Below are 26,302 nucleotides of genomic sequence, written 5' to 3' on the forward strand. Positions count from 1 at the left end.
CATCACAGTTATTAAAAAGCAAAAAAAAACGCCTGAAACCTTACGGTTCCAGGCGTCTTTGCCTGTTCTTATGCGGGGTTAAATCGGGCTGCTTCGCCTGACCCACCGCTGTTGCCCATGACCTGTACGGCCTGTCGATCGTCGTTGACCGAGGGGGCTGTCCACTCTAATGCCTCGCCGGTGGACCTGAATCAGGACTTGCAGTCTTTGTGCCAGACCGGGATGGGCCTTGTCACAACGCAGTTTTAAGGCACAACGATCACTGTGAGCAGCGACAGTTTCGCCTCTAACTGGTGCGCTCCAGCGTTCTAGCGCGATGTAAACGTGCAATTTTTCATGGCGATGAACGGACGCCAATCGAGCCAGCACAGGCGCCATGAGTGCGATGTTTATTGCATTATCGGCGCTGCGGGCCGGGCGTTACGCTCCTCGCGCCGATCAAACTTGGCGTTCTGCTCTTTCGATCTGCGGTCAGTGAAGGCACAATGCGCATCCTTTTTTGGCTGGCCATGCCGCAGGCGCCTCGAAATGATCAAAACACCGTACTACCTGATTGATAAACAAAAGCTGCTGGCGAACATGCAGAAGATCGCCTACGTACGCGAGCAGTCCGGGGCCAAGGCCCTGCTGGCACTCAAGTGCTTCGCCACCTGGTCGGTGTTCGACCTGATGCAGCAGTACATGGACGGCACCACGTCGTCGTCGCTGTATGAACTCAAGCTCGGTCGACAGAAGTTCGCCGGCGAGACCCACGCCTACAGCGTGGCCTGGGCCGACGACGAAATCGAAGAGATGCTCGAGAACAGCGACAAGATCATCTTCAACTCCATCGGCCAGTTGCAGCGCTATGCCCAGGCCTCTGCCGGCAAAGTGCGCGGTCTGCGGGTCAACCCGCAGGTGAGCAGCTCCGACTACCTGTTGGCCGACCCCGCTCGTCCGTTCAGCCGCCTGGGCGAATGGGACCCGGTGAAGATCGAGCAGGTCATCGACCAGATCTCGGGCTTCATGTTCCACAACAACTGCGAGAACGGTGACTTCGGCCTGTTCGACAAGATGCTGTGCACCATCGAAGAACGCTTCGGCGATCTGCTGCACAAGGTTGAATGGGTCAGCCTGGGTGGCGGTATCCACTTCACCGGTGACGACTATGCACTGGATGCTTTCTGCGCGCGCCTCAAGGCCTTCTCGCAAAAGTACGGCGTGCAGGTCTATCTGGAACCTGGCGAAGCTGCCATCACCCAGAGCGCCTCGCTGGAAGTGACCGTGCTCGACACGCTCTACAACGGCAAGCACCTGGCGGTCGTAGACAGCTCCATCGAAGCCCACATGCTCGATCTGCTGATCTATCGCCTGAACGCCAAGCTGGCCCCAAGCGAGGGTGAACACACCTATATGGTGTGCGGCAAGTCATGCCTGGCCGGAGACATTTTCGGCGAGTATCCATTTGATCGTCCGCTGGCCATCGGCGATCGGCTGTCGTTTATCGACGCAGCGGGTTACACCATGGTCAAGAAAAACTGGTTCAACGGTCTGAAAATGCCGTCCATCGTAGTGAAACAACTCGACGGTACAGTCGAAGTGGTTCGCGAGTTTGATTTCAACGACTACCTGTCCAGCCTCTCGTAATCTGGCAGAAGGGAGATTTAAACAAATTGAAGAAAAACGTTCTTATCATTGGTGCAGGAGGTGTCGCCAAGGTGGTGGCCCACAAGTGCGCGCAGCACAACGATGAACTTGGTCGTATCGCTATCGCGTCGCGCAACATCTCCAAATGCCAGGCCATCATCGACAGCGTCATCGCCAAGGGCAGCCTCAAGCAGCCCGCCGACATCAAAGCCTTCTCGCTGAACGCTCTGGATGTCGAAGCGACCAAGGCGCTGATTCTGGAAACCGAATCGCAGATCGTCATCAACGTCGGCTCTGCCTTCCTCAACATGTCGGTGCTGCGTGCCTGCATCGATACCGGCGTGGCCTATCTCGACACCGCCATTCACGAAGAGCCGGGCAAGGTATGCGAAACGCCGCCCTGGTATGGCAACTACGAGTGGAACCACATCGAGGAGTGCAAAGCGAAAAACATCACCGCCATCCTCGGCGTAGGCTTCGACCCGGGTGTGGTCAACGCTTATGCAGCTCTGGCGCAGCAACAGTATTTCGACCGCATTGATTCGATCGATATTCTCGACGTCAATGCCGGTTCCCACGGCAAGTATTTCGCCACCAACTTCGACCCGGAAATCAACTTCCGCGAGTTCACCGGGCAGGTCTGGAGCTGGCAGAACAGCCAGTGGACCAGCAATAGCATGTTCGAAGTCAAGCGTACCGACGATCTGCCGGTCGTAGGCGAGCAGAACCTGTACCTGACCGGTCATGACGAGGTTCATTCCCTGTCGAAGAACCTCGACGTGCCAAACGTGCGTTTCTGGATGAGTTTCGGCGAGCACTACATCAATGTGTTCACGGTGCTCAAGAACCTGGGCCTTCTTTCCGAACAGCCGGTCAAGACCGCTGAAGGCCTGGAAGTCGTGCCACTCAAACTGGTCAAGGCCGTGCTGCCTGATCCGAGCTCGCTTGCCCCCGGCTACACGGGCAAGACCTGCATCGGTGATCTGGTCAAGGGCACCAAGGATGGTCAGCCGCGCGAGGTGTTCATCTACAACGTCGCCGACCACGAGGACGCCTTTGCCGAGACTGACAGCCAGGGCATTTCCTATACCGCCGGTGTACCTCCGGTGGCAGCAGCCTTGCTGGTCGCTCGCGGCGAGTGGGACGTAAAACGCATGGTCAACGTCGAAGAACTGCCAGCAGAGCCGTTCCTCAAGGCGCTGGACGTGATGGGCCTGCCGACTCGTATCAAGGATGAGAACGGCGATCGTCCCTGGAACTGAAGCCTGATTGACAGGTAGTGTGTGTTTCACGCTTTAGCCAATGCCCCGAGGTGTCGGGGCATTGGCTTTTTGCTTTCTGAGATTATCGTTAGCCTGCTTTCATTTCTTTTGAAGCCGAGCCATGATGCGGGTCTATGACCGTCAGCCGGATTCACCGTCTATGCCTGCGCAACAACCCCACGTCGAGAGTTCCCTGTCGGTCACGCTGCAAATCCTTTCGATCGTGTTCTACACCTTCATCGCATTCATTTGCATCGGTTTGCCGATAGCCGTATTGCCCGGCTATGTCCACGACCAACTGGGTTTCAGTGCCGTAATCGCAGGCCTGACCATTGCTTCGCAATACCTGGCAACCTTGCTCAGCCGCCCTTTCGCCGGACGCCTGGTGGACAGCCTCGGCACCAAGCCCGCCATCGTGTATGGCCTGATCGGGATTGCCATCAGCGGCGTACTCACCTCCCTGGCCGTCGCACTGCAAGGCTGGCCACTGCTTAGCCTGTGCATTTTGATTGCCGGACGGATTTTCCTGGGCATTGCCCAAGGCTTGATCGGGGTCGGCACGATCAGCTGGGGGATCGCTCAGGTCGGATCCCAACACACCGCCCGGGCGATTGGCTGGAACGGCATAGCGTCCTATGGCGCCATCGCCATCGGTGCCCCGCTGGGTGTCGTGATGATCGACCATCTGGGTTTTTTCAGTTTGGGGGTGACGCTGTTACTGCTGGCACTGTTCGCCCTGCTGCTTATTCGTAAAAAACCTTCGATTCCGGTGATCAGCGGCGTGCGCCTGCCCTTTTGGTCGGTGTTCGGTCTGATCGCACCGTATGGCATCAGCCTGACCCTGGCCTCCATTGGCTATGGCACCCTGACCACCTTCATTACCTTGTTTTACATCGACCGCGGCTGGGTCGGAGCCGCTTATTGCCTGTCGGTGTTCGGCGTGTGCTTTATCCTTGCGCGCCTGATTTTCACCAACAGCATCAGCCGTTTTGGCGGCTACACCGTGGCGATTGTCTGCATGACGATCGAAACGATCGGCCTGACATTATTGTGGCTGGCGCCCTCCGAGGCATATGCCCTGACAGGCGCCGGCCTGACCGGTTTTGGCCTGTCATTGGTGTACCCGGCGCTGGGCGTGGAGGCGGTCAAGCGGGTGCCGGTCTCCAGCCGGGGCGCGGGGTTGAGTGCCTATGCGGTGTTTTTCGATCTGGCCCTCGCCATCGCGGGCCCGATCATGGGCGCCATCGCGTTGAACATGGGGTACCCGTGGATTTTCTTCAGCGCCGCAGTCATGTGCTGCGTGGGCTTGCTGCTGAGCGTGACCCTGTCGCGTCGCGCAAACGGCTAGATCAGTGGTCGGCAGTGCGAAACCCCGTGCGCTGGCGGACTTGCAGGGTCTTGCTGAAAAACCGTCCCGCCTCATAAATCAGATCACGGTGCACATCCTCGCGGTCGACCCCCTGCGCGTCGGTGCATAGACCGGGCATTGCGCCCATTTGCTCGTCGGTGCAAGGCGCCATGAACACGAAATGCCCGGCACCAGGAATCACCTTGAACTCAGGCTCCACTGGCAGCTTGCGCGCAAGGGCGTCGGCATTTTTGTCCGGGAACACCAGCTTGTCGTTGTCGCCGCTGTACAGCAGCACCGGCACATGCACATCGGCCAGGGTTTGCCGGCCAAACATCAGGCTCAAGGGGGCCATCAGCAGCAGTGCATGAACCCGAGGATCGGCAACGGGAACAAGGTCATCACGATCGGCGATCAGCTCGCCTTTTGTCGTACAGGCATCACGGTCCTCAGGTCGCTCCTGGCAATAGCGGCGCAAGCGATCCAGATCAGGCTGGGCTCCGGAAAGAATCAACGCCGTTTCGCCGCCAGCCGAATAACCGATGACCCCCACCTGATCGTCATGCACGTACGGTGACAGCTCGCGATCCGCCAGCGTGGCAGTGATGGCGGCCGATATCTGCATCGGCCGTCCGTAGAGGTTGCTCAGGGTACCCAGGCGACTGTGGTCTTTGTAGTTGTCACCCGGGTGCAACACCGCCACCACCACAAACCCCTTGCGCGCCAATGACGTGGCCAGATCGTGCAGGGCCAGCGGGGTTCCGGTGTTGCCATGGGACAACATCAACAGCGGGTAATGGCCCATGGCGATTTTGGCTTCTTCAGTCGCCTCGACTTCATAACCGCCCATTCTGGTCAGCCCCCGGGCTTCATTGGACGGATAAAAGGCGATAGCGCGCATGGGCTGCTCGTCCAGAGGGTCGAGAAAACTCAAGCGATGAAAGCCCACGCCCCATTGCATGGCAGGTTCGGCCTGCACCAGGATGGGGCAACATGCCAGGAGTAAAACCAGTGCCGCATTGAGACGTATCATGGAGGCTCACCTTTAATGGCGCGTAACTTAAAGCCGGTCATGCAGGACGTCTATCCACAGACTCTGCATAACCCAAGCCAAACGCAAAAAAACTCCGTACTCCGGTCTTTGAAGACATCCAGAGTACAGAGTTTAGTCGGTGAAACCGTCCAGATTACTTACGCTGCGCTGAACAGATCCTGGTTAATGTGCGCCTGGGCATCGTTCATGGCCTTGGTGCGAACTTCGTCGCCATAGGCCAGGCCGTGGGCGCGAACAAACTCGACATCGGTGATGCCCATGAAGCCCAGCATCACTTTCAAATAGTCTTCATGGGCTACGCCCGTGGCCTGGCCAGCATGCAGACCGCCCGAGGTCGACACCACGATCACCTTTTTATTGCCGCACAGGCCTTCCGGACCAGCTTCGGTGTAACGGAAGGTCTGACCGGCAACGGCAATGCGGTCGATCCAGGCCTTGAGCTGGGTAGGAATGGTGAAGTTGTACATCGGCGCCGCAATCACTACCGCGTCAGCGGCCAGGAACTGCGCAAGGGTATCGGCACTCAATTGGGCTTCATGTTTCTGTGCCGCATCACGCAGCTCAGCCGGTGTGCCCGCCGCCACCAGGGTTGCGGCCGAGAAATGTTCAATGGCCTCTGCAGCCAGATCGCGATAGCTCACCTCAACGTCCGGGTCGGCAGCCTGCCAGGCCTTGACCACTTCACGGCTCAACTGACGCGAAGCCGAGTTGTCGCCCAGAATGCTCGAATCGATATGCAACAGTTTCATGTGTGATCTCCAAATGAGGACCGCTACTGGGCGATCTGATGAAGTAGATGCTACCTATGAAAGTAATCGACGATAAGTTAGCCATCGTGCGATAGTTCGTCCCATCCATAGGACAGTGAGCCCGTCATGCAAGACCTCAATGACTTGTATTACTTCGCCAAGGTGGTCGAAGCCGGTGGCTTTGCCGCTGCGGGTCGATTGCTGGGGATTCCGAAGTCGCGCCTGTCGCGCCGGGTGGCCGAGCTTGAAGAGCGCCTTGGCGCCCGCCTGCTGCAGCGTACTACCCGCCAACTCAAGCTCACGGCCGTGGGTGAGCGCTACCTGCGTCACTGCCAGGCCATGTTGCTTGAGGCCGAAATGGCCGACGAGGCAGTGGCCAGCATGTCCAGCGAGCCGCGAGGCCGCCTGCGCGTATCGTGCCCTGTGGGCCTGGCTCACGAGTTCATGCCCGGCGTGATCAGTTCGTTTCTGCAGGCCTACCCGCTTGTGCAGCTGGAAGTCAGCCTGCTCAACCGTCGCGTTGATCTGGTCACTGAAGGCATTGATGTCGCCTTGCGCGTGCGTGAAGAAGGCGATGAAGACCCGTTACTGGTCACGCGGCGTTTGCGCCAGGCCCGCACCGTGATGGTGGCCAGCCCCGGATTTGCCCGCCAGTGGCCGGTCAATACCCCGGAAGACTTGAAAAACGTGCCGCTGCTGGGTGCCCTTGAACCTGATCGCATGGTTCATCTGCGCATGCTCGACGAACAGGGCAAGGCCAGCAACCTGGTACTGGAAGCGCGCCTGGGCATTGATGATTTTGTCGTGCGCAAAGCCTGCACCCTGGCCGGTCTGGGCTTTACCGTACTGCCCATGATGTATTGCGAACAGGAACTGCTGGACGGGCAGCTGGTTCAAATCCTGCCCTCCTGGACACTGCCAGGGGGCTGGCTGCATGCGGTTTACCCCCACCGACGCGGGGTGATGCCTGCCGTCAGGGCCTGGATTGACCATTTGGTCGAATCATTCGAAAGGTGTGGAGACAAACTGCTATGAGCCAGATGACCCAACATGACGTAGCCCAATTCTGTCGCAGCCTGCCGGGCGTCCAGGAAGTGGTGCAATGGGGAGGCGTTCAGGTGTTTTATGTCGACCAGAGGAAGATGTTCGCCCTGCTCAATCTGAACCGCGACGGGCTCTCGTTCAAGGTCGAGAAAGAATTGTTTCTGGGCTATGTCGATCGTCCGGGCATACGCCCGTCGCCGTATCTGGCGCGGGCGTTCTGGATCAACATGCAAGCGCCCTACCCGATGGGCGCTGCAGAACTGCAAGACCTGTTGCGCCGCTCCCACCAACTGGTGGTCGCCAAGCTGGCAAAAAAACGTCAGATCGGCTTATTGCTTTAATCGCTACAGGTTCGCAAAGGTCATTTTCACGAACAGAACGTCAATCCAGATCACCTGGTGCAAAGCCACGATCAGCCAGAAAAACACCTGGTAAGACACCTTGCGGGTTTTGTGGCGAAACACCTGTTGCGCCACCAAGGCTCCCGGCCATCCGCCCAGTAGCTCAACCCCGTGCAGCACATTTTCCGGGGTGCGCCACTGGCCAGTCCTGGCCTGCTGCTTGTCGTACCAATACAGGCCAAACGCAAGAACGCTGGCAACTGCATAGGCCAGCAAGGGCAACCGGCTGCCCCCGGTGAGCAGTACATTCACCGAACCGCCCAGTGGCAATGCACAGAGCAGCGCCAATATCGCCAGCTTGAGCTTCAAGCCGCGAATCGGCGCCCCCTGGCGCTCACGCATACCGGCATGCTCGCGCCGGTCCTTGACCTTGGTTTTCACGCCGAAGCCGCAGACCAGTCGATCCAGCCGAACTGCCAGGTGGCCAGAATCAGCAAGCCAAACCCGATGCGATACCAGGCGAACACGGCATAACTGTGGTTCGAAATGAACTTCAGCAATGCCCGTACCGCGATCATGGCGAAGATAAACGAGGTCACAAAACCAATCGCGAACACTGGCAAGTCGTCAGGCTGGAACAGATGACGGTACTTGTAGCCCGAGTACACCGCCGCACCGACCATGGTTGGCATGGCCAGGAAGAATGAAAACTCGGTCGCCGCCTTGCGGGACAAGCCAAACAGCAGGCCGCCGATAATGGTCGAGCCCGAGCGCGAAGTGCCTGGAATCATCGCCAGACATTGCGCAAAGCCGATTTTCACCGCGTCTTTCCAGGTCATGTCGTCCACTGTTTCGGCACGAATCACGTGTTGGCGACGCTCAGCCCACAACATGATCACACCGCCCACCACCAATGCCGTGGCAACGGTAATCGGGTTGAACAGGTACTCGTGAATCACATCGGCAAAAATCACCCCCAGCACCACCGCAGGCATCACCGCGATGATCAGGTTGGTGGTAAAGCGGCGCGCTTCTGGTTTAGTGGGTAAACCGATGACAACGTCGATGATCTTGCGACGAAATTCCCAGACAACAGCCAAAATGGCGCCCAGCTGGATGATGATGTTGAACGCCATCGCCCGCTCGCCGCCGAAGTTCAGCAAGTCGGCCACGATAATCTGGTGACCGGTGCTTGAGATCGGCAAAAACTCCGTCAAGCCCTCAACGACGCCAAGTATCAACGCCTGAGCGGCAGTCCAAAGATCCATTATTCCCCCATAAAGCCCTGCCTCATGCAGAGCTGATTAGTCTTGATTAAGTGTTTGCCACCGCTGCCCTGAAGTGGGTTACAGGTGCGACATGTTCCCCAGAACGGTGTGAAAAAACTGTCAGAAATCAATAAAGATGAAGCTTTGCCAATTTCGGCCGAGATCCTATCAGACACGTTCTACTTTCGCTGCTATGACATGACTTCGGTTTCGTCTGACAGGCAAGTCTGAAAAAAGTTGTTCTGCGAAACACCACAAGAAGAAAAACAGGAGTGAACATTCATGAATACCCTGCGCGGGTTGTCCATCAGCCGTCGTTTATGGCTGATTCTGATCGTTGCAATGGCGATGCTGCTGGCGTTGGGCTTATTGATGCTAAAGCAGATACATGACGATTTGTATGAAGGCAAAGCCCAGAAGACCCAACATGTGGTGCAGGCCGCCAGTGGCGTGCTCAGCTACTACCACGGCCTGGAGACGGCCGGCAGCTTGAGCCGTGAAGCGGCACAGCAACAGGCTCTGAGCGTGATCAGCACACTGCGCTACGACAATGACGACTATTTCTGGATCAACGACCTGCGCCCGTTCATGGTCATGCACCCCACCAACCCCAAGCTCGACGGCAAGGACCTGTCCGCCATCAAGGACCCGGACGGTTTCGGGATTTTTAACGAAATGGCACACCTGGCCAAAACCAGGGGCGCGGGCATGGTTGACTACCGCTGGCCAAAACCCGGCGCGCAAGATCCGGTGCAAAAGACCTCCTATGTGCAATTGTTCGAGCCTTGGGGCTGGGTCATCGGCTCTGGCGTCTACATCGACGACATGCAGGCCGAATTTCGCGCCCAGGCCTGGAAAGCCAGTTGGGCAGGCCTTGGCATAGCGCTGGTCATGGCGCTGCTGGTCACCCTCATTGCCCGCAGCATTGTGCGACCGCTGCAAGAGGCGGTGCAGGCCATGGCCAATATCGCCAGCGGTGAAAGCGACCTGACCCGTAGCCTCGATACCCACGGCCGGGATGAAGTCACCCTCCTGGCACAGCATTTCAATGCATTTACCGCCAAGCTGCGCAATGTGATCAGCCATCTGCAGTCCACCGCCACCGCACTTGAGCAGTCGTCCACTGAGCTGGGCAATGACGCGACCGACGCCCAGCAGCGCAGCCAGCAGCAGGCCCTGCAAATGGATCAGGTCGCCACGGCAATCAACGAAGTGACGTACGCCGTGCAAGAGGTGGCCAAAAACGCCGAGCATGCTGCCGGCGAAATGCGCGGCGCCCAGTCCCAAGCCGAGCTTGGCCAGCAAAATATCGACAGCAGCCTGCAACAGATCGACCAACTGTCCGGCACCATCAATCAGGCCGTCGACGTCATCCGGACCCTGGCCACGCAAAGCAGCGAAATCGGCAGCGTGCTTGAGGTGATCCGCTCGATTGCCGAACAAACCAACCTGCTGGCGCTCAACGCCGCGATCGAAGCGGCCCGCGCAGGCGAGCAAGGGCGTGGCTTTGCCGTTGTGGCCGACGAGGTCCGGCTGTTGGCCCAGCGCACGCAAAAATCCACGGCCGAAATCCAGACCATGATCGAAGGCTTGCAGAAGCACTCCGAAGCCGCGGTCAATGTCATCGGCACGAGCAGCCGGGCCTCTCAACTGACCATCGAACAGGCCACCCAGGCCGGGCAAAGCCTGACCAGCATTGGCCATGCACTGAACAATCTCAACGATCTCAATGCATCCATTGCCAGCGCCACGCTGCAACAGGCCCACGTGGTGGAAGACATCAACCAGAACGTGACCCAGGCCGCCCAACTGTCACAGGGCACCGCCCAGGCAGCAGAGCAGTCGAGCGCCGCCAGTGCCCACCTCAAGGAATTGAGCGTGCAGCTCAATGGGCTACTGCGCCAGTTCAGGGTGTGAAAGCAGAGGCAGGCTGCACGCGTGCAGCCTGCCTCGCCTCAAGCAATCACAATGTCGCTGCCCGCCAACGAGGCCAGCCCGACGCCAACCAGCGTCACCGAGTCATTGCCAAAGCTCAGGACGGTGTCGTGCCCCGAAGCACTGGCGTGGGCCCGATAGTCGGTGTTGTACCCGCCATCAACCCCCAGAAACAGCAGCGTGTCGGTAGCCTGATAACCCAGCAGCGTGTCGTTGCCGAAATGCCCGCTGAAGACGAAGGTATTGATCCCGCCCCCGGACTGCAGCAGGTCATTGCCCGCGCCACCGATAAACACATCGTTGCCCCGCGAACCGATCAGATGATCGTTGCCGCCCTGCCCCAGTAACCAGTCGCCGTGCTCACCGGCCTTGAGCGTGCTGTCCCCGGACCCGGCCTTCACCGCGCCGGTGTAATCACTGCGGTTATTGCCGGACCACAAGCCGTCATCGGCAACCCGATGGACCACGGTTTTGCTCATCCCCAGCCAGCCCGGCTCTTGTGTGGCCAACAGGTTGATATCCCGGGCAATGCTGATTCCGCCGTGTTCATCGCGTACATAGAGGGTGCCGTGCCCGTCATTGACGACTTCCACGTGACTCATGGCCTGTTGCAGGTCCAGGGTATTGATGCCTTTACCACCCAGAATGATGTTATGGCCGCCACTGTCCCGAAAAGTGTCATTGCCTTCACGCCCTTCCAGGAAGTCATTGCCGCGCCCGCCCTGAATCAGGTCGTTGCCGTCGCTGCCAATAATGAACGTGCTGCCCTTGTGGGGCTCGGCGTTGCGATTCAGGTCCTGAACCCAGGTGTTTTCCCGTGCCGGGTTCGACAGGTTGGCAACCACGATGGTCGAGTCCTTGCCCGTCAGCTCATAGAAGGCAGAGTCAAGAATCCGCGTCATCCCGCTTTCGTAGCCGCTGGGTAAATGGGTGACCCAGGTCGAGACATTGGCAATCGAAAAAGGCATGAGGTTCCACGCAGTGGACGCGTAGTGATCGTTGAAACTCACAATATTGTTGGTGGCTGACGGTTGATGCGCGTCGTGCACCCCCAGGGACGACAGATTGAAATCCGAGCCATCCAGAGCGCGGAATACCGGGTCGTTCTCGTAGCCGATATTCAGCACGCTGGACGTGGTTTCGCTCTGTGTGGGCGAAGCAAAGGCGATGTAACGAGCATCACGATAGAAACCCGACCAGTGATCGCTGCTCAAATCGGCCAGGCTATTGACCGCCAGTCCGCCCAGACTATGGCCACTGACCAGCACGTCCTTGCCGGCCAACCCCTGGGCACCGGCAAAGGCGGCCACTTTTCCCAGTAGCGAGTCGAACGCATTGGCGCTGTAGTTTTTGGCGTAATCCCCAGGCCCGACAGCAGCCAGCAAATCGCTGATGGCATCGCCAATGGAGTCCGTGATCAGCGACTCCCGTGGCCCGCTGGTGCCGCGAAACCCGATGCCAATGGCAGTCAACTGGCCATCGGCGCCGTATTTACCGAGGATCTCCACTTGGGCCGTGCCATAGCCGGCTTTTTCACCGAAGAAGGTGCCGCGCTGATCAACCTTGCCCGCATAACCCAGTTGCTCGGCACTGATGGGGGTCCAGCCGGCTTTTTCGACGGCCTCGCGGGCGAGTTTTTCCGAATCCGGGTTCCAGGGAATCCCCGGCACCACTCCCTGTGAGTCGGTCCCGCCTAGCACGGCCTTGACCAGCGTGGCGGGGAGCCCGGTGCCCATGCCGTTTTTCTGATAGCCCACGGCAAAGCCGTTGTCGAGGTTGTGATAACTGTAAAGCGTGATAGCCAGCGCATCTTTAACGAGCGCCGTTGAAACGTTTGATCCCACATCCATATAGTCAAAAATCGCCATGATTTTACGCTCCTCTTTGATAAACCTATCGCGCCACAAAAGCCTCATCGACCCGTGCCAGGTCCTGTTCACGCAACGTGCCCGCGTAAAAGTGCAATTTGGTCCAGGCCAGCAAGTAGTCGTAACGGGTTTGGGCCAGGTCGCGCCGCGTGCTGTAGAGCTGCTGCTCGGCGTTCAATGCATCAAGGTTGACCCGCTCGCCCCCCAGAATGCTTTGCCGGGTCGAAACCACCAGCGCCTCGGCCGAGACCAGAGCCTTCTGGTAGGCCCGAAATTTGCTGACACCCGACAAACACGCATTGAATTGGCGCCTGAGCTCAATCAGGGTTTCCCGGGTCTTGCCCTCCAGTTCGTATTGCGCCTGGGACAGGTTGCTGCTGGCCTGACGCACCGACGCCGTCACCCCACCTCCCGAGTACAGGGGCAGGCTGACCTCTATGCCGATGGTGTTGGTGTCGTAGCGTTGGTTGTAGGTATTGCCGCTCTCTGACTCCATCTTGCGCACACTGGCGTAGGCGTTGAGCTTGGGCAGATGCCCTGCCCGATTTCGCTCGACTTCGTACCGTGCCACCTCCAGCGCCTCACGCTGTGAAGCGAGCACCGGGTTGTTGGCCAGGGCCATGGCATGCCAGGTCGAAAAGTTCGCCGGTTCCAGCGGCAATGAATTGAAACTTCGGGCCAGCGGCGTCAACTGCTCGATATCCAGTACCGCCACCCCCATCAGGGCGCCCAGCTCACGCAACGCTGCATCTTGCTCATCAAAGGCCTGGATCTCTTCTGCGGTGGCCAACTCGTAACGGGACTCGGCTTCCAGAATGTCGGTACGCGTACCTTCCCCTTGGCGAAACAGGTGTTCGTTCTGCTGAAACTGCTGCTCGTAGGCTTTTTTCTTGGCTTGAGCGATGTCGATCTGATCCTGCGCGAACAGGGCCTGGGTGTAATACGTCAGCACCCGCACCAGCAGCTCCTGGCTTTTGCTGCGAAACACTTCATCTGCAAACAACGCCTGGGCGACACCCTTGCGGTAATTGGCGTACGCCTCGTAGTCGATCAGCGGCTGCTGCAACATAAAGGTCGAGCCGTAACTGTTGTAGTGGCGGTCATCGTGGGTGTTGCCGCGCTCGTTGAGGTAGGTGGCTTTGGAGTTGTTGCGCCCCTTGTTGTAGTTGTAGGACAGCTTGGGCAGCAGCCCGGCGCGGCCAATGGCCCGGCTTTCAAGGCCCGCGTCGCGCTCCTGGATGGCACCCAGGAACTGCGGATCATTGCGCAACGCCTCTTCATACACCTCAAACAGTCCCATTGCCTGTGCACTGGCCGTGACCCCGAGCCACAGCGCAAGCGAGAGGCCCAACCGGGAAGCTCTTTTCATAGGTCGCAGCATCCTAGCGCTCAGTCAGCGCAGAACCTGCGCGATCCAGCAGCGGTTTAAACAAGTAGTTGAGCAGTGAGCGCTCACCCGTGCGTACGAACATCTCGGCCGGCATGCCGGGCCTGATGACCAGCCCGTTGAGTTTTTCCAGCGCCTGATCACTGACCGTGCTGCGCAGGACGTAGTACGGCATTCCGGTTTTTTCATCGAGCAACTGGTCTGCCGAAACCAGGCTCACCGCTCCTGACACCCGTGGTGTCCGGCTTTGATTGAACGCCGTAAACAGTATGTCCACGGGCAACTCGCTGCCCACACGGTCCACCAGGTTCACCGGCAGGCGCCCTTCGACTTCAAGGCGCGCGTCCTGGGGCACGATTTCCAGCAGGGTTTCCCCGGCCCGTACCACCGCACCCTCGGTGTGTACCCCCAGGTTGACCGCGATACCGTCCGCTGGCGCATTGATATCGCTGTGTTGCAGATCAAAGGTGGCCGAAGCCAGTTGCTGCTCAAGGGTCAGGGTTTTGAGTTGAGCCTCGGCCAGCTGGGTGCGCACTTCCTTCTGATACTCGTCAATGTGTTGCGCCAGTTTGAGGCGCGACTCCAGTATCCCCTGCTCGATTCGCCCGCTTTCGCCGACGTTCTGTGCCAGATCCTGTTGAATCTGCGACAGCTGGCGTTCGTATTCCATCAGGCGGTTACGCGGGATATAGCCGTTGTCAGCCAATGGCCGCATATTGCTCAGTTGCTGACGCAGGGAATCGGCCTGAGCCAACTGATCACCCCGGGCCCGGCGCATCCCTGCCAACTGTTGCGCAGCGCCTTCGATGCTGGCCTTGAGACCGGCCTGCTCGCGGGCGAAGGCCTCACGCCGACTGCTGAACAGTTGTTGCTGGCCTTCAAGCACCAGGGCCAGGCGCGGGTCCGGGTCGTCACTCAACTGAGGCGCAAAACTGACCCGCCCAAGGTTGTCTCGCTCACTTTGCCAGCGGGCCTGACTGGCCCAGGCCATGCGGTACTGTGCTCGCAGCGATTGCACATCGGCCTCGACCTGCGTGGGGTCCAGGCGAAACAGCGGTTCACCCTGACGCACCGTCTGCCCTTCGCGTACCAGAATCTGGCTCACCACCCCCGGTCCCAACGATTGCACGGCCTTGCGCTTGCCCGACACCACCACGGTGCCTTGAACGGGGATGCCCTCATCCAGCGGCGCGAAGCTGGCCCATACAAAAAAGCTTCCTGCGCCCAGAATAGTCAGCACCCAACCTGCCCGGACGTAAAACCCGGCCCCGCGTTGTGGCTGATGGTCATCACTCATGATGGGAGCTTCCTTGCTCATGCGTCGACACTCTGGCGATTGATATTGGCGGGCGTCGCCTGTGCGGCGGCGTGTTGTTGCTGTGCTCCGGACAATGCCTTGAGCACCTCGGCACTGGGCCCGAAGACCTGGGTGCGGCCATCATTGAGCACCAGCAGTTTGTCGGTCTGGGCCAGGGATGATGAGCGATGGGTCACCAGTATCACCGTGCAACCCTGCCCCTTGAGCTGGACAATGGCCTGGGTCAGCGCCGCATCACCCACGGCATCGAGATTGGAGTTGGGCTCGTCGAGCACCACCAGGCTTGGCTTGCCGTACAAGGCCCGGGCCAGTGCCACGCGCTGCTTTTGCCCGCCCGACAAGCCGCTGCCCTCGTCCCCGAGCACCGTGTCGTAGCCTTGGGGCAGGCGCAAAATCATCTCGTGCACCCCGGCCTGCCGGGCCGCAGTGACCACCTGTTGCGGGTCGCCATCACGGAAACGGGCGATATTTTCGGCAATGCTGCCGCTGAACAACTCGATGTCCTGGGGCAGGTAGCCGATATGCGGCCCCAGTTGATCGCGGTTCCACTGATGGATATCCGCGCCATCCAGACGCACCGTGCCTGCCAGGGTGGGCCATACGCCCACCAGCACCCGCGCCAGGGTCGACTTGCCGCAACCCGACGCGCCCAGCACGCCAAGCACCTCGCCCGCATTGAGACTGAAACTGATCTGATGCAGCGTGGGCAGACGCTGGCCCGGCGGCGCAGCACTGACCTGCTCGAAACTCACCTGCCCCCTGGGGGCCGGCAACGCCATGCTGTCTTCACTGGCCGGGTGTTCGCGCAGCAGGCTGTCCAGTCGCCCATAGGCCAGCCGGGCCGAGCTCCATTGCTTCCACACGGCAATCAACTGGTCGATGGGGCTCAACACGCGGCCCATCAAAATCGAACCGGCAATCATCATACCGGCACTCATGTCGCCCTGAATCACCAGCAAGGCACCCAGCCCCAGCACCAGTGATTGCAGGCACAGACGCAAGGTCTTGCTCAGCGAACCGATGACGGCCCCGGTGTCGCTGGCCTTGTTCTGCTCAGCCAGAAACCGCGAATGCAGGTTGAACCAGCGTTTGCGTAACACGCCCAGCATGCCCATGGCCTGAATGGTCTCGGCATTGTGCAGATGGCTGGTGGCCAGTTGGCTGGACTGCTGCGAGTACACACTGGCCAGGCCCAGGGATTTGCGCGTCATCACTTCGTTGACACAGGCCAGCCCAACCAGCAACAGCGCGCCTGCAGTGGCCAGCACCCCGAGCCAGGTGTTGAACAGGAACATCACGAACAAATAGACGGGAAACCACGGTGCATCAAAGAAAGCGAACAGGGCTGGGCCCGTGACAAATTGGCGGATGAGGGTCAAATCCCCCAGCGCCTGGCCGGCATGCGCCTGACCGCTGAACAGATTGCGCTCGAAGGCGGCGCGGTACACCTGCTGGTTAAACCGGCGCTCCAATTGGCTGCCGATGCGGATAACAATAAAACTGCGCACCGTTTCAAGCAGCCCGATAAAAATGAAAAAGCCCACCACCATCAATGACAACATGGCCAGTGTTGTGGTGTTTTGCGAGGACAACACCCGGTCATACACCTGGAGCATGTAAATGGACGGCACCAACATCAATATATTGATCAAGGCCGTAAAACACCCCACGCTGATCAGGGTATTTTTATAGTCACCCAGCGCCTGCAACAAGGGGGCGACGGGACTGTTATTCAGCCGCTTCATGAGGCTTCCTTGATAGATAAAGCATTGCATGCTTGCGCAAAAAAAACCACAGTTACCCGCGAGCTGCGCCGGGCAATTACCCGTCCAGCCCTTTACCCCGACACTAACGCCTTAATAACGCTTAGTGGTTGGCGCGCACCATCACCAATATTCTTTGAGCGCCAAGTTGCACTTCATAGTGCCCCGGCTCAATACGGTTCATATGCACTATATCGGTACCGTCTTCGCCCATCAGGAATAAGCCGTCCGGGGTGGGCGACCAACTTTTCGGGACTTCGCCCAACCAGGTTTGCAAACATTCAACTTCGGGACTGAACGTCCTGTTCTCGGCAATCAGCTGTACCGTACAGGCCTGATCCACATCGTCCTGCGGATAAAATGTCCAGTTGCCCGCCAGTTGTGCGGGGCTCAGCAGCAGCAAGGAATTGGCCATGGCGCTCTCTGTAGAAAAGGTCAGCAATGCGGCGAGACACCCCATCACCTTGAAAAATCCGGTTAGCGTGCAGTTCATGTACTCAGCCCCCTGAAAGCAGCGCTTGCGCGCTGCTCCTGTACCGGCAGGCTTACGCGACGATGTCGTAAGTTGCCACTTGACCCACGGTGCTGACCAGGAAGTCAGCGACCGCATGGCCGCTGAAATCGACGGCAAAGTGGCCCTGGTTACTGGCTTTGTCGTAGCTCACGATCGCCTCGCCGGCACGCCCGGTGAAGGCATCGACAAAGTTCAGCCCGGCCAGTTTGGTGATGGCCGAAACGTCGATTTTGTCGATACCGGACTGGAAGTCCATGAGGGTATCGGCGGCATTGGGTGCAGAGTCTGACACCGCGCCAAACACAAATACATCGGCACCAGTGCCGCCCCAGAGCGTGTCAGCACCGCCACCGCCGTAGAGCACGTCGTTGCCGGCCCCACCCTTGAGCACGTTGTCGGCACTGTTGCCAATCAGCAGGTCATTACCCGAGCCGCCGATCGCGTTTTCGACTGTCACCCCCTGTGCAATCGACACGTTGCCGGTCATCCCGCCCACGTCAGAGAACGAACCTGCAGTCAGGTTGATCTTCTGGTTTTGAGTGAAGCCGGAGAAATCGAGGGTGTCATTGCCGCCGCCGTCCCACACCGCAAAGATCAGCTTGGAGCTGGCTGATGTCGCGCTGTAGAAGTCACGGTCTGCCGTGGCGTTGAAACCGTAAACGGTGTCATCGGCGCGGGTTTCAAGGTTGGCGCCGTAGAGTTTTTGCACCGCTGCAATGTCATCCAGCAACGGAGCCGATGCATAGGCACCTTCGCCGCTATTGGTGAAGTGCTGACCGGTGTTGCTTTCACTCCAGTAGCTCATGACGCTGTATGCACGACTGTCTTCGCCATAAACCGCGTCGCGGTAGGTCGGGTTGCCATTGCCGGCATTGTAGTCGCCGGGGTGCGACAGCCCCAGGGTGTGGCCGATTTCGTGGGTCAGGGTCTGACGGCCGTAATTGCCTTCGCCCGGGGTTTTGTTGACGTCATAGTCCTTGTTGATCAAGTACCACGACTCGCCTTTGCGCGCACTGTTTGGCAGATAGGCAAACGCGGCACCGCCGTTGCTTGCACTGAAGTTGGCGAACGTCATGTGACCGTCGTCACCACGGGATGCAGGCCCCTCGGTGAAGGTCACTTTGGCGACGTCTGCCCAGGACTCCAGTGACAGCTTGGCCTGTTCCTTTTGCACTGCGGAGAACTGGCTGAAGGTCCCAAGTCCGCGGGTGGCATACCCAACCGGGGGCGCTGTCAGGAAGGTGTACGTGAGGTTGATCACGCCGTCGCCGTTCAAGTCATGCCAACTGGCGCCGGAGCGGGTCAGTTGATCGGCCGCCTGATCGACGGTGAACGAAGGTTTGCCATTGACCAGGTGATTGCCGCGATCATAGAAATGACTGAAGTTATCAATTTGAGTGAAGACGGAACTGCTGCCAGTTGCCGACTGGGTCGGGCCGACAGACAGTGCCACTTTCTCTTTAAGTTTCGACATTTAAACTTTTCCTTGTTTAGCCGTAGAAAATTTTGACAGACATCGACGACCCCTTGGCGAGATCGTCCTATCACTCGCCTTTATATGGCCGGCAGAAGCTGACACATCCTTAAATATTTAGTCCAGCACTTTTTTCGGCTAATTTGCGCAAACGGCGGAAGTTACCGGAAACATTGAATGCTTGAGCGAAAGTATTTTTTGATCCGCAAACGGCCACCAACTGACTGAAGGGTCTAAATACAAAAAAGTTAAATTAACCGGCTTCTCGTCCGTCTCCAATAAGGGCCAGAAGTGCACTGATATAACAATCATCATATAACTTTCGAACCACTTCCAGTTGTCGATTGTTATATACACAATGTCGCGTGTTGATAAGTTTTCGTCGTGACTGGCAAGTTGTATTCATAACATCGCATTGGCGCACTGTAGCCGCTGAAGAGCGAAGCGAGGCTGCGATCGGCTTGGTGCGCCACTGCGACGAAGCAATCGTAAAACCGGGCAACCCGGAAATTCAGGCACATCGTGTTTACTGGTTTTACGAGCATCTGAGACCATTGTCACTTGACGCCAACGGGGCATTTGAGTTTCCATGAAACCGGTTTCAGCGCTTTGCCGCGAAACCGCCTGCGATAACTCAAATAAAAGGTTTCAGGCCGTGAACAGTTTTTCAGCAGCCCAGCGCACCCGCGTGACCATGCTCGATGTTGCCCAGCGGGCCGGAGTGTCCAAGGCCAGCGTGTCGCGCTTTATTGGCGAAGACCGCGCCTTGCTGTCCGAAGCCATAGCCGAGCGTATCGAGCGGGCAATCAATGATCTGGGCTATCGGCCCAATCAAATGGCCCGTGGCCTGAAACGCGGTCGCACCCGACTGATCGGGATGCTGGTGGCCGATATTCGCAACCCCTATTCCATTGCGGTCATGCACGGCGTCGAAACCGCCTGCCGCCTGCATGGCTACAACCTTGTCGTCTGCAACACCGACCGTAATGACGAGCAGGAGCGCCAGCACCTGGCAGCTCTGCGTGCCTACAATATCGAAGGCCTGATCCTTAATACCCTTGGCCATGACCCTGACGCGCTGCAAGCGCTGCATCAGGAAATGCCCATCGTGCTGATCGACCGCAAAGTGGAGCAGTTGCACACCGACCTGGTGGGCCTCGATAACCCCGAGGCGGTGCGCATGGCGCTGGAGCATCTTGATCAGCAGGGTTATCGCGATGTGCTGATGGTCAGCGAACCGGTTGACGGTACCAGTTCCCGGATCGAGCGTATCAGCAGTTTTACCGGGCAACTGGCCGCACGCCCTGCCCTTCGTGGTGCCGTGATCAAGACCGGCCCGGGCCTTCGCGCCGACATCCAGACCTTCCTGCAAACAACCGGCCACGGCCCCAAGGCGATCTTTTGCGCCAACGGCCTCGCCGCACTGGCGTGCACCCAGGTGTTGCGCGAGTTGAACTGCCGGTTGTTCGAAGACGTAGGGTTGATTGCCCTCGATGACCTGGAATGGTTCCCGTTGGTGGGCAGCGGCATCACCGCACTGGCCCAGCCCACGCAACAGATCGGCGCCAGTGCCTTTGACTGCCTGCTTAAGCGCCTGAGCGGTGACACGTCACCGCCACGGGCGCTGGATTTTCCTGCGCAATTGATTATTCGCGGCTCGACACACCCCCTGACGGCCTGACACTTCAGCGGCTGGTAACCCATGAACCGGTGACCAGCCGTTTAACGCACAATAAAATGAAACCGGTTTCAGAGATTAATAACAATGACGACATTTCCCGTTTCCATCAGCCTGTCGAGCTACGGCGCCGATCTGGTTCGCCAGCGCGGACAACACAGTTTCATTGAGTTGCTGGCCAATGCTGGCGTGTCCCGCATCGAGTTGCGCGAAGAACTGTTGACCACAGAAGACCCGATCGCCTTTAGCCAGTCCGTACAGCAACTGGGGCTGGAGTGCGTGTTCTCCTCGCCATTGGAACTGTGGGAAGCCGGGCAATCACGCCCCAATACCCAACTGCTCGCCACCCTGAAGCGGGCCCACGCGTTCGGCGCCCAATGGCTGAAGGTGTCGCTGGGCTATTTCACTGAACACTGTGACATGCAGAACCTCGCAGCCTGCCTGAACCAGCAACCGGTGCGTCTGCTGGTGGAAAACGACCAGACCTCCTACGGCGGCCGCATTGAACCCATGCAGCGCTTTTTCGATCAGGTTGAGCAGCAGCAAGCGCCCATCAGCATGACGTTCGATATCGGCAACTGGCAGTGGCAGGACCAATCGGCCAGCACCGCTGCCCGCCTGCTGGGCCGCTACGTCACTTACCTGCACTGCAAAGGCGTGGTCCGTCGCCCGGACGGCAAGTTGGTCGCAACGCCACCGACTGCCATCGACTTGCAACAGTGGCAACACCTGATGACCCACATGCCCCACGGCCTGACCCGTGCCATCGAATATCCGCTGCAGGGCGCGGATCTCGACGGCCTGACCCAGGCCCATGTTGCCGTGCTGGCCCGCTTGAGCCAGAAGCAACAGGAGTTGAGCCATGTCTAAGGTTGATGTGTTGTCGTTTGGCGAAACCATGGCCATGCTGGTCGCCGAGCACACCGGTGATCTGGCGCAAGTCGGGCAGTTCCACAAGCGCATCGCCGGGGCTGACAGCAATGTAGCCATCGGCCTTGCCCGGCTGGGTTTCAATGTCACCTGGCTGAGCCGCGTAGGCGCCGACTCCCTGGGGCGTTTTGTACTCGACACGCTGCAAGCCGAAGGCCTGGACTGCCAGCATGTTGAAATCGATCCGCTGAACCCCACCGGCTTTCAGCTCAAGTCCCGCGTCGATGATGGCAGCGACCCACAGGTCGAATACTTCCGTCGCGGCTCGGCCGCCAGTCACCTGAACAGTTCTGCGCTCAATGCGCAGTTGCTCAGTGCCAGGCATTTGCACGCCACCGGCATCCCCCCTGCGCTCTCGCCGAGCTGCAATGCGTTGTCCTTCGATTTGATGAAGTCGATGCGCGCCGCAGGCAGCAGCGTGTCGTTCGACCCCAATCTGCGACCTTCGCTGTGGGCCAGCGAGCAACAGATGATCCGCGACATCAACGCCCTCGCCGCCTGTGCCGACTGGGTACTGCCGGGCCTGAGCGAAGGCCGGATACTGACCGGCTACGACGACCCGGCTGATATTGCCGCGTTCTACCTCGACCAGGGTGCGGAAGCAGTGATCATCAAACTGGGTGCCAAAGGCGCGTTCTATCGCACGGCCCAGGATGAACAATTTATCCCAGCCGTACCCGTGGCCAACGTCATCGACACCGTCGGTGCCGGTGATGGCTTTGCCGTCGGGGTGGTCAGTGCCTTGCTGGAAAACCTCGGATTTGCCCAAGCCGTACAACGGGGCAACTGGATCGGCAGCCGTGCCGTACAGAGCCGTGGCGACATGGAGGGTTTGCCGACCCGTGCCGAACTGAACACCTACAGCGCGCTGCCCGCGTCCCTTTAAACACCGTCATTGGCTTCATTTGTAACCTGCTGCGAAAAAACAAAAACAAGCTCAGGAGCACCCCACATGCAATCGCTAAAACTCGCCGCCCGTCGCTGGTGGTACATCATGCCGATCGTGTTTATCACCTACAGCCTGGCGTACCTTGACCGAGCCAACTACGGCTTCGCCGCTGCCTCCGGGATGGCCGAAGACCTCAATATCACCCCAGGCCTGTCGTCATTGCTGGGCGCGTTGTTCTTCCTGGGGTATTTCTTCTTCCAGGTACCCGGTGCCATCTACGCCCAGAGAAACAGCGTCAAAAAGCTGATTTTTGTCAGCCTGATCCTTTGGGGCAGCCTCGCCACGCTGACCGGCGTGGTCTCCAACGCCTACTGGCTGATCGCTATCCGCTTTATGCTCGGGGTGGTTGAAGCCGCCGTGATGCCGGCGATGCTCGTGTACCTGTGTCATTGGTTCACCCGTGCCGAACGCTCACGCGCCAACACCTTCCTGATCCTGGGCAACCCGGTGACCATGCTCTGGATGTCGGTGGTCTCTGGCTATCTGGTACAGCATTACAGCTGGCGCTGGATGTTTATCGTCGAAGGCCTGCCTGCAGTCTTCTGGGCGTTTATCTGGTGGCGCCTGGCCGATGACCGTCCAAGCGAAGCCAAATGGCTGAGTAACCAGGAGAAAGTGGACCTGCAAAGCGCGCTGGATGCCGAGCAAGTCGGCATGAAGCCGGTGAAAAACTACGCAGCTGCGTTCCGTACACCGGCCGTTATCCTGCTGGCCTTGCAGTTTTTTTGCTGGAGTATCGGCGTGTACGGCTTTGTGCTGTGGCTGCCGTCGATCCTCAAGCAGGGCGCACAGATGGACATGATCGAAGCGGGCTGGCTTTCTGCTCTGCCGTATCTGGCGGCGGTCATCGCCATGCTGGTGGTGTCCTGGGGCTCGGACAAACTGCAAAAGCGCAAACGCTTTGTCTGGCCACCGCTGCTGATCGCGTCTATCGCGTTCTACGGATCCTACATGCTGGGCGCCGAACACTTCTGGTGGTCCTACGCATTGCTGGTGATCGCCGGTGGTTGCATGTACGCACCCTATGGCCCGTTTTTCGCCATCATCCCGGAAATCCTGCCCTCCAACGTGGCCGGTGGCGCTATGGCCCTGATTAACAGCATGGGCGCGCTGGGCTCATTTGCAGGCTCGTACCTGGTTGGCTATCTGAACAGCTCCACCGGCTCCACCGGCGCATCCTTTTTGTTGATGAGCGGTGCCCTGATGATTTCGGTGCTCCTGACACTGATGCTCAAACCCGCTGCCAAAGACCCTGCTGCGCCGCACCACAGTACTTCGCAACGCCTGGCCCACTCTTGAATTCAACGTTGGTGATTCCCTTGAAAAAGAATGTCGTGCTCTACAAAGAACTGTCCCAGGCGCTGATGCAGCGCCTTGAAGCCCACGCCAATGTCACGCTGATCGAGCGCCTGGACGCCGACGGCATGAACACATTGCGTGCCGCCCTGCCCCAGGCCCAGGGAATACTGGGTGCAAGCCTGAAGCTGGACGCGCAGTTGCTGGATCTGGCGCCAGATCTTGAAGTGGTGTCCAGCGTCTCGGTGGGTGTCGACAATTACGACATCGATTACCTGACCGAACGTAAAATCCAGCTCACCAATACTCCTGACGTGCTCACCGAGACCACCGCAGACACCGGCTTCGCCCTGGTACTGGCCAGCGCCCGCCGCGTGGTGGAACTGGCCAATATGGTGCGTAATGGCCAATGGCAAAAAAACGTCGGCCCCGAGCATTTCGGCACCGACGTGCATGGCAAGACCCTGGGCATTATCGGCATGGGCCGCATTGGCGAAGCCCTGGCCCAACGCGGCCACTTTGGCTTCGGGATGCCGGTGATTTACCACAGCAATTCGCCCAAGCCCGCTGTTGAAGCACGCTTCAACGCGCAATACCGCAGCCTGGATGAGTTGTTGCAGCAAGCCGACTTTATCTGCCTGACCCTGCCCCTGACCGCCCAGACCGAAGGCCTGATCGGTGCCGGGCAATTTGCCCTGATGCGCCCCGAGAGCATCTTTATCAATATCTCGCGGGGCAAGGTGGTGGACGAAGCGGCGCTGATTCATGCCTTGCAAAACGGCCAGATACGGGCTGCCGGGCTCGACGTATTCGAGCGCGAACCGCTGGAGCTGACCTCGCCCTTGCTGAAACTGGATAACGTGGTGGCCACCCCGCATATCGGTTCGGCCACGTTCGAGACCCGCGAAGCAATGGCGCGCTGTGCGGTCGATAACCTGCTGGCGGCATTGGCCGGTGATCGCCCGGCCAACCTGGTTAACCCGCAAGCACTGCGCTAATCACTTGCCGCTTTTTATATTGGTCCAGATACGGGTGCGTACCCGGTCGATATTCAGCGGCATGGCCTCCAGCGCAAACAACGTGTCCATCATTTCAGGGGTTGGATAGACCTTGGTGTCAGCCTTGATTTCAGGGCTGACCAAGGCATCTGCCTGCTCGTTGCCATTGGCGTAATGCACATGGTTGGTGATACCGGCCATCACGTCCGGGCGCAGCAGGTAGTTCATAAAGCTATAGGCAGCTTTTTCGTCCGGTGCATCGCTGGGCATGGCAACCATGTCAAACCAGATGGCGGCACCTTCCTTGGGAATCCTGTAGCCGATTTCGACGCCGTTATTGGCTTCTTTGGCCCGGGTTTCGGCCTGCAGAATGTCTCCCGAAAAGCCGACTGCCACGCAGATATTGCCGTTGGCCAAGTCACTGGTGTACTTCGATGAATGGAAGTAGCTGATATAGGGCCGGACCTTGAGCAGCAACTCTTCAGCCTTCTTGTAGTCGGCCGGGTTCTTGCTGTGATGGGGCAAGCCCAGGTAGTTGAGCGCCGCGGGCAGGATTTCCGGGCCATTGTCGAGAATCGCTACGCCACAGGATTTGAGCTTTTCCATGTTTTCGGGCTTGAAGATCAAGTCCCAGGAATCCACCGGCGCATCGTCACCCAACACGGCCTTGACCTTGGCGATGTTGTAGCCAATCCCGGTACTGCCCCACAGATAGGGAAACCCGTGCTCGTTGCCCGGATCATTGACCTGCAGCGCCTTGAGCAGCACCGGGTTGAGGTTCTTCCAGTTCGGCAACTGGCTCTTGTCGAGTTTCTTCAGGGCCTTGCCCTGGATCTGCCGCGCCATGAAGTGGTTGGAGGGAAACACCACGTCATAACCCGATGAGCCCGTCATCAACTTGCCATCCAGCGTTTCATTGCTGTCGAACACGTCATAGCTGAACGCAATACCGGTATCGCGCTGGAAGTTCTTCATCGTGTCGGGAGCAATGTAGTCCGACCAGTTATAGACCTTCACAGTTTCGGCGGCCTGACACAGCGTACCGGCCAGCATCAGGGGCAACAGGGTCATACGGATCATGATTCGATTCCTTGCATATTTTGGGCAGCTGTTTTTATTGGCAGGTTTCGGCGATCAAAGGATCAATACATAGGTCTTGCGCACGGTTTCCTGGATGTCCCAGATTCCGGTGCTGTTGGCAGGCAACATCAGTGCATCGCCCGCTTCGATTGTCAGGGGTTCACCGTTATCCGGGGTGAAGGTGCAGCGGCCCTGGATAAAGTGACAGAACTCTTGCGCCACGATCTGGCGACGCCAGCGGCCCGGGGTGCATTCCCAGATGCCGGTTTCGACGCCGTCGCTACGTTCGACACAGGTGACTGACGTCACCGCCACCGGCGTACCGAGCGGTACGGCGACGGGGAAAGACTCGTGCAAGGTCACGTGGGCGGTATTTTTGAACTGAGTGATGCTCATGGGATGCTTCCTGTTAAGCGCAAG

Annotated in this window: 23 protein-coding genes and 1 pseudogene; 12 read left to right on the plus strand and 12 right to left on the minus strand. The window is 58.7% G+C overall.

Translation table 11 applies throughout. The features are described from left to right. The first annotated feature begins 528 nt into the window (after positions 1-528). From AC19YQ_RS12640 to AC19YQ_RS12650, 3 genes are all read left to right on the plus strand, one after another. Positions 529-1,626 (plus strand): carboxynorspermidine decarboxylase, encoded by a 1,098-nt coding sequence (locus AC19YQ_RS12640; RefSeq protein ID WP_133078038.1) that lies wholly within the window; start codon positions 529-531, stop codon positions 1,624-1,626. A 26-nt stretch (positions 1,627-1,652) separates the two neighbouring features. Further along, positions 1,653-2,888: a saccharopine dehydrogenase family protein gene (locus tag AC19YQ_RS12645; protein ID WP_133078037.1), complete on the plus strand. Its 1,236-nt coding sequence runs from the start codon at positions 1,653-1,655 to the stop codon at positions 2,886-2,888. Between the two features lie 160 nt (positions 2,889-3,048). Continuing rightward, positions 3,049-4,236: an MFS transporter gene (locus AC19YQ_RS12650; protein WP_500595268.1), complete on the plus strand. Its 1,188-nt coding sequence runs from the start codon at positions 3,049-3,051 to the stop codon at positions 4,234-4,236. A 1-nt stretch (position 4,237) separates the two neighbouring features. On the opposite strand, the gene AC19YQ_RS12655 is transcribed toward AC19YQ_RS12650, so the two are convergent. Next, positions 4,238-5,269, minus strand: a complete 1,032-nt coding sequence (locus AC19YQ_RS12655) for an alpha/beta hydrolase family protein (protein ID WP_500595206.1) — start codon at positions 5,267-5,269, stop codon at positions 4,238-4,240. Between the two features lie 158 nt (positions 5,270-5,427). Continuing rightward, positions 5,428-6,039 carry an FMN-dependent NADH-azoreductase gene (locus AC19YQ_RS12660; protein WP_500595207.1) on the minus strand — a complete coding sequence of 204 codons (612 nt, stop codon included), beginning with the start codon at positions 6,037-6,039 and terminating at the stop codon, positions 5,428-5,430. Between the two features lie 126 nt (positions 6,040-6,165). On the opposite strand from AC19YQ_RS12660, the gene AC19YQ_RS12665 reads away from it, so the two are divergent. Beyond that, positions 6,166-7,074: a LysR substrate-binding domain-containing protein gene (locus tag AC19YQ_RS12665; protein ID WP_133078034.1), complete on the plus strand. Its 909-nt coding sequence runs from the start codon at positions 6,166-6,168 to the stop codon at positions 7,072-7,074. A 5-nt stretch (positions 7,075-7,079) separates the two neighbouring features. Further along, positions 7,080-7,424 carry an MmcQ/YjbR family DNA-binding protein gene (locus AC19YQ_RS12670; protein WP_500595269.1) on the plus strand — a complete coding sequence of 115 codons (345 nt, stop codon included), beginning with the start codon at positions 7,080-7,082 and terminating at the stop codon, positions 7,422-7,424. 3 nt (positions 7,425-7,427) lie between these two features. Here the strand turns inward: AC19YQ_RS12670 and AC19YQ_RS12675 are convergent, their stop codons facing one another. Continuing rightward, complete coding sequence (locus tag AC19YQ_RS12675) at positions 7,428-7,826, minus strand: DUF1294 domain-containing protein (RefSeq protein ID WP_339476286.1); 399 nt, start codon at positions 7,824-7,826, stop codon at positions 7,428-7,430. A 35-nt stretch (positions 7,827-7,861) separates the two neighbouring features. Continuing rightward, positions 7,862-8,692 (minus strand): undecaprenyl-diphosphate phosphatase, encoded by an 831-nt coding sequence (locus AC19YQ_RS12680; protein WP_133078033.1) that lies wholly within the window; start codon positions 8,690-8,692, stop codon positions 7,862-7,864. 372 nt (positions 8,693-9,064) lie between these two features. On the opposite strand from AC19YQ_RS12680, the pseudogene AC19YQ_RS12685 reads away from it, so the two are divergent. Further along, positions 9,065-9,751 (plus strand): annotated as a pseudogene (locus AC19YQ_RS12685) (cache domain-containing protein); the annotation flags it as partial. A gap of 123 nt (positions 9,752-9,874) precedes the next feature. Further along, positions 9,875-10,609 (plus strand): methyl-accepting chemotaxis protein, encoded by a 735-nt coding sequence (locus AC19YQ_RS12690; RefSeq protein ID WP_374105703.1) that lies wholly within the window; start codon positions 9,875-9,877, stop codon positions 10,607-10,609. A gap of 38 nt (positions 10,610-10,647) precedes the next feature. On the opposite strand, the gene AC19YQ_RS12695 is transcribed toward AC19YQ_RS12690, so the two are convergent. The 6 genes from AC19YQ_RS12695 to AC19YQ_RS12720 all read right to left on the minus strand — a co-directional run bounded on the left by AC19YQ_RS12695 (position 10,648) and on the right by AC19YQ_RS12720 (position 18,951). Next, the gene (locus tag AC19YQ_RS12695; protein ID WP_500595208.1) at positions 10,648-12,495 is read right to left on the minus strand and encodes a polyurethane esterase; all 1,848 of its coding nucleotides are present in this window, start codon (positions 12,493-12,495) and stop codon (positions 10,648-10,650) included. 25 nt (positions 12,496-12,520) lie between these two features. After that, positions 12,521-13,876 carry a TolC family outer membrane protein gene (locus AC19YQ_RS12700; protein WP_500595209.1) on the minus strand — a complete coding sequence of 452 codons (1,356 nt, stop codon included), beginning with the start codon at positions 13,874-13,876 and terminating at the stop codon, positions 12,521-12,523. Between the two features lies 1 nt (position 13,877). Continuing rightward, the gene (locus AC19YQ_RS12705) at positions 13,878-15,179 is read right to left on the minus strand and encodes an HlyD family type I secretion periplasmic adaptor subunit (protein WP_500595210.1); all 1,302 of its coding nucleotides are present in this window, start codon (positions 15,177-15,179) and stop codon (positions 13,878-13,880) included. A gap of 17 nt (positions 15,180-15,196) precedes the next feature. Then, a complete protein-coding gene (locus AC19YQ_RS12710) occupies positions 15,197-16,945 on the minus strand; it encodes a type I secretion system permease/ATPase (protein ID WP_500595211.1) in 1,749 nt (582 codons plus the stop codon). A 121-nt stretch (positions 16,946-17,066) separates the two neighbouring features. After that, the gene (locus AC19YQ_RS12715) at positions 17,067-17,378 is read right to left on the minus strand and encodes an AprI/Inh family metalloprotease inhibitor (RefSeq protein WP_500595212.1); all 312 of its coding nucleotides are present in this window, start codon (positions 17,376-17,378) and stop codon (positions 17,067-17,069) included. Positions 17,379-17,508: 130 nt separating this feature from the next. Next, complete coding sequence (locus tag AC19YQ_RS12720) at positions 17,509-18,951, minus strand: serralysin family metalloprotease (RefSeq protein WP_339476253.1); 1,443 nt, start codon at positions 18,949-18,951, stop codon at positions 17,509-17,511. Positions 18,952-19,606: 655 nt separating this feature from the next. On the opposite strand from AC19YQ_RS12720, the gene AC19YQ_RS12725 reads away from it, so the two are divergent. The 5 genes from AC19YQ_RS12725 to AC19YQ_RS12745 all read left to right on the plus strand — a co-directional run bounded on the left by AC19YQ_RS12725 (position 19,607) and on the right by AC19YQ_RS12745 (position 24,802). Then, positions 19,607-20,632: a LacI family DNA-binding transcriptional regulator gene (locus AC19YQ_RS12725; protein ID WP_133078031.1), complete on the plus strand. Its 1,026-nt coding sequence runs from the start codon at positions 19,607-19,609 to the stop codon at positions 20,630-20,632. An 84-nt stretch (positions 20,633-20,716) separates the two neighbouring features. After that, a complete protein-coding gene (locus tag AC19YQ_RS12730) occupies positions 20,717-21,499 on the plus strand; it encodes a sugar phosphate isomerase/epimerase family protein (RefSeq protein ID WP_219261841.1) in 783 nt (260 codons plus the stop codon). Then, the gene (locus tag AC19YQ_RS12735) at positions 21,492-22,445 is read left to right on the plus strand and encodes a sugar kinase (protein ID WP_133078029.1); all 954 of its coding nucleotides are present in this window, start codon (positions 21,492-21,494) and stop codon (positions 22,443-22,445) included. Before AC19YQ_RS12730 ends, AC19YQ_RS12735 begins: the two co-directional genes overlap by 8 nt. Positions 22,446-22,511: 66 nt before the next feature. Continuing rightward, complete coding sequence (locus AC19YQ_RS12740) at positions 22,512-23,807, plus strand: MFS transporter (protein ID WP_219261840.1); 1,296 nt, start codon at positions 22,512-22,514, stop codon at positions 23,805-23,807. A gap of 20 nt (positions 23,808-23,827) precedes the next feature. Beyond that, entirely contained in the window at positions 23,828-24,802 is a 975-nt protein-coding gene (locus tag AC19YQ_RS12745) for an NAD(P)-dependent oxidoreductase (RefSeq protein ID WP_133078027.1), read from the plus strand. Here AC19YQ_RS12745 and AC19YQ_RS12750 read toward each other — a convergent pair whose 3' ends face one another. Continuing rightward, a complete protein-coding gene (locus AC19YQ_RS12750; RefSeq protein WP_500595213.1) occupies positions 24,803-25,882 on the minus strand; it encodes a polyamine ABC transporter substrate-binding protein in 1,080 nt (359 codons plus the stop codon). It lies immediately after the preceding gene. 54 nt (positions 25,883-25,936) lie between these two features. Further along, positions 25,937-26,278 (minus strand): cupin domain-containing protein, encoded by a 342-nt coding sequence (locus AC19YQ_RS12755; protein WP_500595214.1) that lies wholly within the window; start codon positions 26,276-26,278, stop codon positions 25,937-25,939. Positions 26,279-26,302: the final 24 nt, after the last annotated feature.

This window comes from Pseudomonas sp. MF06569, assembly GCF_059862735.1.

Excerpts from the sequence above, each read along its gene's own strand:
- AC19YQ_RS12735 (WP_133078029.1), top strand. The coding sequence starts at position 21,492 with ATGTCTAAGGTTGATGTGTTGTCGTTTGGCGAAACCATGGCCATGCTG.
- AC19YQ_RS12720 (WP_339476253.1), bottom strand. The coding sequence starts at position 18,951 with ATGTCGAAACTTAAAGAGAAAGTGGCACTGTCTGTCGGCCCGACCCAG.
- AC19YQ_RS12665 (WP_133078034.1), top strand. The coding sequence starts at position 6,166 with ATGCAAGACCTCAATGACTTGTATTACTTCGCCAAGGTGGTCGAAGCC.
- AC19YQ_RS12690 (WP_374105703.1), top strand. The coding sequence starts at position 9,875 with ATGGATCAGGTCGCCACGGCAATCAACGAAGTGACGTACGCCGTGCAA.
- AC19YQ_RS12750 (WP_500595213.1), bottom strand. The coding sequence starts at position 25,882 with ATGATCCGTATGACCCTGTTGCCCCTGATGCTGGCCGGTACGCTGTGT.
- AC19YQ_RS12705 (WP_500595210.1), bottom strand. The coding sequence starts at position 15,179 with ATGAGTGATGACCATCAGCCACAACGCGGGGCCGGGTTTTACGTCCGG.
- AC19YQ_RS12660 (WP_500595207.1), bottom strand. The coding sequence starts at position 6,039 with ATGAAACTGTTGCATATCGATTCGAGCATTCTGGGCGACAACTCGGCT.
- AC19YQ_RS12700 (WP_500595209.1), bottom strand. The coding sequence starts at position 13,876 with ATGCTGCGACCTATGAAAAGAGCTTCCCGGTTGGGCCTCTCGCTTGCG.
- AC19YQ_RS12715 (WP_500595212.1), bottom strand. The coding sequence starts at position 17,378 with ATGGCCAATTCCTTGCTGCTGCTGAGCCCCGCACAACTGGCGGGCAAC.
- AC19YQ_RS12655 (WP_500595206.1), bottom strand. The coding sequence starts at position 5,269 with ATGATACGTCTCAATGCGGCACTGGTTTTACTCCTGGCATGTTGCCCC.
- AC19YQ_RS12695 (WP_500595208.1), bottom strand. The coding sequence starts at position 12,495 with ATGGCGATTTTTGACTATATGGATGTGGGATCAAACGTTTCAACGGCG.
- AC19YQ_RS12730 (WP_219261841.1), top strand. The coding sequence starts at position 20,717 with ATGACGACATTTCCCGTTTCCATCAGCCTGTCGAGCTACGGCGCCGAT.
- AC19YQ_RS12755 (WP_500595214.1), bottom strand. The coding sequence starts at position 26,278 with ATGAGCATCACTCAGTTCAAAAATACCGCCCACGTGACCTTGCACGAG.
- AC19YQ_RS12640 (WP_133078038.1), top strand. The coding sequence starts at position 529 with ATGATCAAAACACCGTACTACCTGATTGATAAACAAAAGCTGCTGGCG.
- AC19YQ_RS12680 (WP_133078033.1), bottom strand. The coding sequence starts at position 8,692 with ATGGATCTTTGGACTGCCGCTCAGGCGTTGATACTTGGCGTCGTTGAG.
- AC19YQ_RS12650 (WP_500595268.1), top strand. The coding sequence starts at position 3,049 with ATGCCTGCGCAACAACCCCACGTCGAGAGTTCCCTGTCGGTCACGCTG.
- AC19YQ_RS12670 (WP_500595269.1), top strand. The coding sequence starts at position 7,080 with ATGACCCAACATGACGTAGCCCAATTCTGTCGCAGCCTGCCGGGCGTC.
- AC19YQ_RS12675 (WP_339476286.1), bottom strand. The coding sequence starts at position 7,826 with ATGCGTGAGCGCCAGGGGGCGCCGATTCGCGGCTTGAAGCTCAAGCTG.
- AC19YQ_RS12740 (WP_219261840.1), top strand. The coding sequence starts at position 22,512 with ATGCAATCGCTAAAACTCGCCGCCCGTCGCTGGTGGTACATCATGCCG.
- AC19YQ_RS12710 (WP_500595211.1), bottom strand. The coding sequence starts at position 16,945 with ATGAAGCGGCTGAATAACAGTCCCGTCGCCCCCTTGTTGCAGGCGCTG.